Raw genomic sequence first — 6,619 nt, forward strand, 5'->3', positions numbered from 1 at the left:
ACCCACATGAAGAAGACCATGATCAGCGCCAGCATGAACGCCCAGGAAACGTTGTTGTGGATCCACTTGGACCCGGTCGCCAGAACGGAGAAGGCTTCGAGCCCGAAGAGGGGGATCAACGTGGTGCGACCGAAAAGGGTCAGCAGGCCGGTCAGGCCTAGCAGAATGAAGGAACCGGCAAGCAGCCAGTGCGCGAACCGCTCGATCCCCTTGAACCGTTCGATGCGGACGCCCGCGCGGTCATGATCCAGCCGGATACGGCCGCGGATCAGATAGAAGAGCGCCAGCAGGATCAGCGTACCACCCAGCAGCCAGGCGCCGTAGGTCGCCAGGGGGCCCCGGCGGAAATTGAGCCACCACATGCCGTTGTCCTGCATCAGGACGGTAGCCGCCGGTCCGTTGTTGGAGGCCGTCACGTCGGCCGCGTTGGCACGCAATTCGCGCCAGAGCGCGGGGTCCGAAGCACCGCCCAGCGTTCCCAGCGGCGCCGCTTCGGGCGCGCCTTCGCGATCATCGCCGGTGCTGAGCGGGATGTCGGCCCCGAAGGGCCGGTCCTCGCCGCGCTGACGGGCCAGAATATCTTCGAGCGTTTGCTGCCCGTTGTTTTCGAACTGCAGGTTCGTGTCGTTCAGCGCGTCAGGCGACGGCGCCGTTTCCTGCGCGGTCGCCATCCCTGCGAGGGACATCGCGAGCAAGAGCGGGAAGAGAATGCGGGATAGGACCATTTGAACCTCCATGGGCACCGGATCGGCTTGGCTTCAGTCTAGTATGCGCGGTCCTGGGTGCAAGCTGCACGTGGACCGGGCGGAAAACGGCCCGCCAGCGAAACGCTGACGGGCCCTGTCTTGGTGGCGGCCTTTGCAGGCCGCGATCAGCCGCCTTTTTGGTCGTAAGCCGTGCCCCAACCCCAGGCGCCCGACCCGAAGCCGCGTGCAACGACACGCTCGCGGTAGATGCCCGAGACGACATCGCCGTCACCGGCCAGCAGGGCCTTGGTGGAACACATCTCGGCGCAGATCGGCAGTTTGCCTTCCGCGATCCGGTTGCGACCGTACTTCTGGAACTCGGCGGCGGAGTTGTTTTCCTCCGGACCACCGGCGCAGAAGGTGCACTTGTCCATCTTGCCGCGCGAACCGAAGTTCCCGGCCTGGGGATACTGCGGCGCGCCGAAGGGGCACGCGTAGAAGCAGTAGCCGCAGCCGATGCACAGGTCCTTGGAGTGCAGGACGATGCCTTCCTCGTTCTGATAGAAGCAATCGACCGGGCACACGGCCATGCAGGGTGCATCGGAACAATGCATGCAAGCGACCGAGATCGAACGCTCGCCCGGTTTACCGTCATTGATCGTCACGACCTTGCGCCGGTTGATGCCCCACGGCACCTCGTGCTCGTTTTTGCAGGCTGTCACGCAGGCGTTGCATTCAATGCAGCGTTCGGCGTCGACGAGAAACTTTGCTCTTGCCATTGGTTGGTCTCCTTACGCTGCCCAGATTTTGCAGAGAGTGGCTTTGGTCTCCTGCATCTGGGTTACTGAATCATAGCCATAGGTTTGCGCGGTGTTGGTGCTTTCGCCCAGAACATAGGGGTCTGCACCGTCCGGATAGCGGCTCCGCAGGTCTTCGCCTTCGAAATGGCCACCGAAGTGGAAGGGCATGAAGGCCACGCCGGCCTCGACCCGTTCGGTGATAAGGGCCATCACGCGGACCTTGCCGCCTTCAGGACCTTCGACCCAGACCATGTTGCCTTCCCGGATGCCCAGGTTGTTGGCGTCGCGGGGGTTGATTTCCACGAACATGTCCTGCTGCAGTTCCGCCAGCCACGGGTTGGACCGTGTTTCGTCGCCGCCGCCTTCGTATTCGACCAGACGACCGGAGGTCAGGATGATCGGATACTCTTCGGAGAAGTCGTTCTGCTGGATGGAAGCGTACATCGTGGGTACGCGCCAGAACTTCTTGTCCTCGTAGGTCGGGTAGTCTTCGACCAGATCGCGACGGTTGGTGTAGAGCGGCTCGCGATGGAGAGGAACCGGGTCAGGGAAGGTCCAGACCACGGCGCGCGCCTTGGCGTTGCCGAAGGGAGCACAGCCATGGGCGATCGCCACGCGCTGGATGCCGCCCGAAAGGTCGGTCTTCCAGTTCACACCACCGGACTTTTCTTCGTAATCCGAAGGAATGTCCCCGGTGAAGGTCTGTTCGCCCACTTCCTTATCGCTGCCAGAGGCACCCTCGGCAGGCTGCGTGGTCACCCGGTTGAGACGGATACCTTCATCGAAGCCGGCCACGCGGTTGATGGAATTGGCCTCTTCGTCGGTCAGGTCCTTGTCCCACCCAAGCTGCCGGAGCATCGCCACGGTGAACTCGGGATAACCGTCCTGAATTTCCGAACCGGCGGAGTAGACGCCTTCGGCAAGCAGGTTCTCGCCGTCCCGCTCCACGCCGAAACGGGCGCGGAAGGTCAGGCCACCGTCAGCCACCGGCATCGACATGTCGTAAAGGTTTGGCGTGCCGGGGTGGTTCATCTCGGGGTTGCCCCAGCTCGGCCACGGCAAACCGTAGTAGTCGCCGTCTGCCGGCCCACCGTTGGCCCGCAGGGTCGTGCGGTCAAAGGTGTGCTGGTTCGCCATGTGCGTCTTCAGACGCTCCGGGCTCTGACCGGTGTAGCCGATGGTCCACATGCCGCGGTTGAATTCGCGTGTAATGTCCTCGACGTTCGGTTCATCGCCGTCCATGCCGATGTTGCGGAACATCCGATCGTGGAAATCGAACTTCTTGGCGAACATCGAGATGATCGTATGGTCGGGCTTCGATTCGAACAGCGGCTCGACGACCTGATCACGCCACTGGAGCGAGCGGTTCGATGCGGTAACGGAGCCGCGGGTTTCGAACTGTGTCGCCGCCGGCAGAAGGTACACGCCGTCTGTCCGTTCCTGCAGAACCGCCGAAACCGTCGGGTAGGGGTCGACCACTACCATCAGGTCCAGCTTTTCCATCGCGGTCTTCATTTCCTTCATCCGCGTCTGGGAGTTCGGCGCATGACCCCACAGGACCATGGCGCGCGTGTTGTCCGGCTGATCAAGGTTTTCCTTGTCTTCCAGCACGCCGTCGATCCAGCGGCTGACCGGAATACCGGTCAGGTTCATCATCGGCTTTTCGTCATAGACGGCAGTGGAGAACCGGCCCTGAAGCCATTCCAGCTCTTCGTCCCATACACGTGCCCAGTGGGCCCATGCACCGGCGGACAGGCCGTAGTAGCCCGGCAGGGTATCGGCAAGAACGCCGAGGTCGGTTGCACCCTGAACGTTGTCGTGGCCGCGGAAGATGTTGGTTCCGCCGCCGGCTACGCCCATGTTGCCCAGTGCAAGCTGAAGGATGCAGTAGGCGCGGGTGTTGTTGTTGCCGTTGGTATGCTGCGTGCCGCCCATGCACCAGATCACGGTGCCGGGACGGTTGTTGACCAGCGTGCGCGCAACGCGCTTGAGCTGGCTGCCGGGCACCCCGGTAACGCGCTCGGTCTCTTCCGGTGTCCAGTTGGCCACTTCGTCGCGGATCTGATCCATGCCCCAGACACGGGTGCGGATGAATTCCTTGTCTTCCCAGCCGTTGTCGAAGATGTGGTAGAGAATACCCCAGATCAGCGCGACGTCGGAACCGGGACGCATCCGCACGTATTCATCGGCATGGGCCGCGGTGCGGGTGAAACGCGGATCGCAAACGATGAGCGGCGCGTTGTTCTGCTCCTTGGCCTTCAGGATGTGCAGCAGCGACACCGGGTGCGCTTCGGCGGGGTTGCCGCCGATCACGAAGATCGCCTGGCTGTTGTGGATGTCGTTGTAGCTGTTGGTCATGGCGCCGTAGCCCCATGTGTTCGCAACGCCCGCAACGGTAGTAGAGTGACAAATCCGCGCCTGGTGGTCGACGTTGTTGGTGCCCCAGTAGGCGGCGAACTTGCGGAACAGGTAGGCCTGTTCATTGGAATGCTTGGCCGAGCCGAGCCAGTAGACGGAGTCAGGGCCGCTTTCTTCGCGGATCTGCATCATCTGGTCGCCGATCTCGTTGATCGCCTGTTCCCAGCTGATCCGCTTCCACTGACCGCCTTCTTTTTTCATCGGATACTTCAGGCGGCGTTCGCCATGGGCGTGTTCGCGCACCGAAGCACCTTTGGCGCAATGCGCACCAAGGTTGAAGGGGCTGTCCCAGCCGGGCTCCTGCCCGATCCAGACGCCGTTCGACACTTCCGCAACGACGGTACAACCGACAGAGCAATGGGTGCAGACCGACTTGATGGTTTCGACGGCGCCGTTGACGGCGGCCGCTGCGCTGGCCTGTGTGACCGATCCCGCTGTCGCGGAAATGGCTGCCAGACCGCCGATCGCGAGGCCCGATCCACGCAGGAATGCGCGGCGGTCCACGGACTTTTCGGCGATATCCGACAGTATGCCGGACCTTTGTGGGCGTCGTGTGACCCCGTTCGTCTTTTTCCGAAGCATGTTGTCCTCCCTGGATGCCCGTTCCGCATCATTCTTATCGTGGCGGGCCTGATGGTATCTCCCGGTTTCATGGGCCGGGGTGTTGGTTGCTTTTGTTCAGAACCGCGCGGAGTCGAGATACGCGCGGGTGTGTTCGGTATCCTGCATCCGTTCCGATTGCAGATCGACCGGCTTCGCTTCCCCCGCCGACGGCGTGCTTGCAACAGCGAGTGCTGCCGCAGGCGCGGCTGTACCGGCAAACTTGAGGAAATCGCGGCGGTTCGCGCCTTTTGTTTTGTCTTTCATTGGGATGTCTCCCTTCCTGTTGTGCGGAGCATCCCCCGCGGTTTGGTGGCAGGCATCAGCCTGCGGTCATGCGAAAGGCTTCGCGTTCGATATCCATAAAGGCGGCGCCGACAGCGCCGACCCCGGCATAGAGGACCGAATTCTTGGCCCCCTGCAGATCGGTGTAAAAATGCTTTGCCCAGGGCGCGATGTGGCGGTTGAAGAAGGCGCGCTGGCGCTCTTCGCTCGCCGGGGCACCGAAGCGGCCCACGATCATGCCGCCCATCATTTCCATGAGAGAGGCTATGTTATCCTCGGGCTCGAACACGTTGGGGGCCCGCGATATCCGCAGCGCGGACATGTCGTTGCGCAGCACGGCGAGCGGTTTTTCGTTCAGAAAGCCGGTGAGGTAGTAGCTGGCATAGGGCAGCAATTCGCCGCGCCCGAGGCCGATGAACAAGGCGTTGAACTCCGATTCTGCCTGCTTGGGCGACACGGCAGCAGCCGTACGGGCAAGCCCGGAGATCGCGGTGCCGAGGTCGCTGTTTTCGTCGCCGGAAAGCGCTGCGGTCTGCTCAAGCAGCGCGGCTTCAGGCGGCCGTGCAAGCAGCAGGCCGAGAAAGTTGTAAAGATCCGCGCGCAGGCGGTCTTCGCTTTCCACGCTCACGGTCGGCTTTGTATCGGTGGCAAGACTCATGCGCCGTTTTCCCCGTAATGAAATGTCATGCGGCGCGGCGCGGGCCGGGGCGCTTCTTCGGTCGCGTCCGCGGGTTCGACAGCCGTGGACAGGGCCTGCGGTTCTTCTGTTTCAGCGCTGTCGGCTTTTGCCACTGCGATATCTTCTGCTGCCACCGTTTCAGTCCCGGTGGATTGCTCTGAGAGCGCAAGCGCCTCGGCTTCCTCAGCGGTTGCTTGCCCTGCAGGCACCTCATCGGACTGTTCCACCGCCTTGCGGGCCAATTCTTCCACATGGCGCCGCAGGCCTTTGCCGACCTCATAGCTGGTGGTAAAATTGGTGACGGAGGACGCCTGGGTGTAGTCGTCCGCGTAATCGACGAGATCATCGAGACAGGCGAGCGCCGGATCGGATACCCAGAGCTTCCGCAGCGCACGGTTCCGCAGGTGGGCAGGGATCGCCTTTGCCATGAAGGCCGTAAAATCGTCGCCCCGTTTCAGATCGTCGGGATCGGGGAGGTCGAACCGCTCCAGAAGCTCCGTATCGCTACATTCTGCAAGCGCGGCCTGCTCGACCGCATCTTCACGAGCGCGAACGGCGCGGGCCTCCGCCTCGGCTTCGGCCTGTACAGCGGCCCGGCGGCGGTCCCAGAATGAGCTCTGGCGCGTCATTGAACCGGCTCCGTATCGGAGCGGCGGGGGGCGCGGTAAACGTCAGTCGCCTGCGAGATGCGGGGATCGCCCACACCATCCTGATGCGGCATGCGCTGCTTGTCACGGCGGCGTTTGACGAAAGCCTCCTCCTCGTGATGCTCCGCCACATAGGCGCGGACCCAGTTGAGGATGCCGGGTGTCATGGCGATTCTTTCCACCAGTTCTTCACCGCCATCGCAGTAATCCTGCGCCTCGTAGGGCGACGCGGTCACCAGCACGACTTCGAGCGGTCGGTCCTTCACCCCGGTTTCGCGGCAGACAACGAAAAGGCACGGAACCTTGGCCGCAAGACCGTGGACATACGCTTCGGTATCGGACCGGTAGAGCGTCAGCGGAAGGGTGGCGGCATGGTATTCCGCGCTCTCGCCTTCCTGCCGCAGCAGCTTCCAATCGGCCTCATCCGCGCCCGGCAGGATGCCAGTGGCACGCCAAACGACATCAGCCCATCGAGTCACGCCCGGCGACCTGCGCAGGACGATT

Annotated in this window: 6 protein-coding genes and 1 pseudogene; all 7 read right to left on the reverse strand. The window is 62.7% G+C overall.

Annotated features, from left to right (window positions below; genetic code table 11):
- A pseudogene (locus A3764_RS07790) lies at positions 1–725 on the reverse strand (formate dehydrogenase subunit gamma); the annotation flags it as partial.
- Positions 726–871: 146 nt separating this feature from the next.
- Entirely contained in the window at positions 872–1,465 is a 594-nt protein-coding gene (gene fdh3B, locus A3764_RS07795; protein ID WP_067919406.1) for a formate dehydrogenase FDH3 subunit beta, read from the reverse strand.
- Positions 1,466–1,477: 12 nt separating this feature from the next.
- Positions 1,478–4,486, reverse strand: coding sequence for a formate dehydrogenase subunit alpha (locus A3764_RS07800; protein WP_067919408.1), 3,009 nt, complete (start codon positions 4,484–4,486; stop codon positions 1,478–1,480).
- A gap of 96 nt (positions 4,487–4,582) precedes the next feature.
- Complete coding sequence (locus A3764_RS07805; RefSeq protein ID WP_067919410.1) at positions 4,583–4,771, reverse strand: twin-arginine translocation signal domain-containing protein; 189 nt, start codon at positions 4,769–4,771, stop codon at positions 4,583–4,585.
- Between the two features lie 55 nt (positions 4,772–4,826).
- Entirely contained in the window at positions 4,827–5,447 is a 621-nt protein-coding gene (locus A3764_RS07810; RefSeq protein ID WP_067919412.1) for a TorD/DmsD family molecular chaperone, read from the reverse strand.
- Positions 5,444–6,097 (reverse strand): DUF3306 domain-containing protein, encoded by a 654-nt coding sequence (locus tag A3764_RS07815; RefSeq protein ID WP_067919414.1) that lies wholly within the window; start codon positions 6,095–6,097, stop codon positions 5,444–5,446. Before A3764_RS07815 ends, A3764_RS07810 begins: the two co-directional genes overlap by 4 nt.
- Positions 6,094–6,618 carry a DUF3305 domain-containing protein gene (locus tag A3764_RS07820; protein WP_236628132.1) on the reverse strand — a complete coding sequence of 175 codons (525 nt, stop codon included), beginning with the start codon at positions 6,616–6,618 and terminating at the stop codon, positions 6,094–6,096. Before A3764_RS07820 ends, A3764_RS07815 begins: the two co-directional genes overlap by 4 nt.
- Position 6,619: the final 1 nt, after the last annotated feature.

The organism is Sulfitobacter sp. HI0129, from assembly GCF_001635395.1.
Lineage (GTDB): Bacteria > Pseudomonadota > Alphaproteobacteria > Rhodobacterales > Rhodobacteraceae > Sulfitobacter.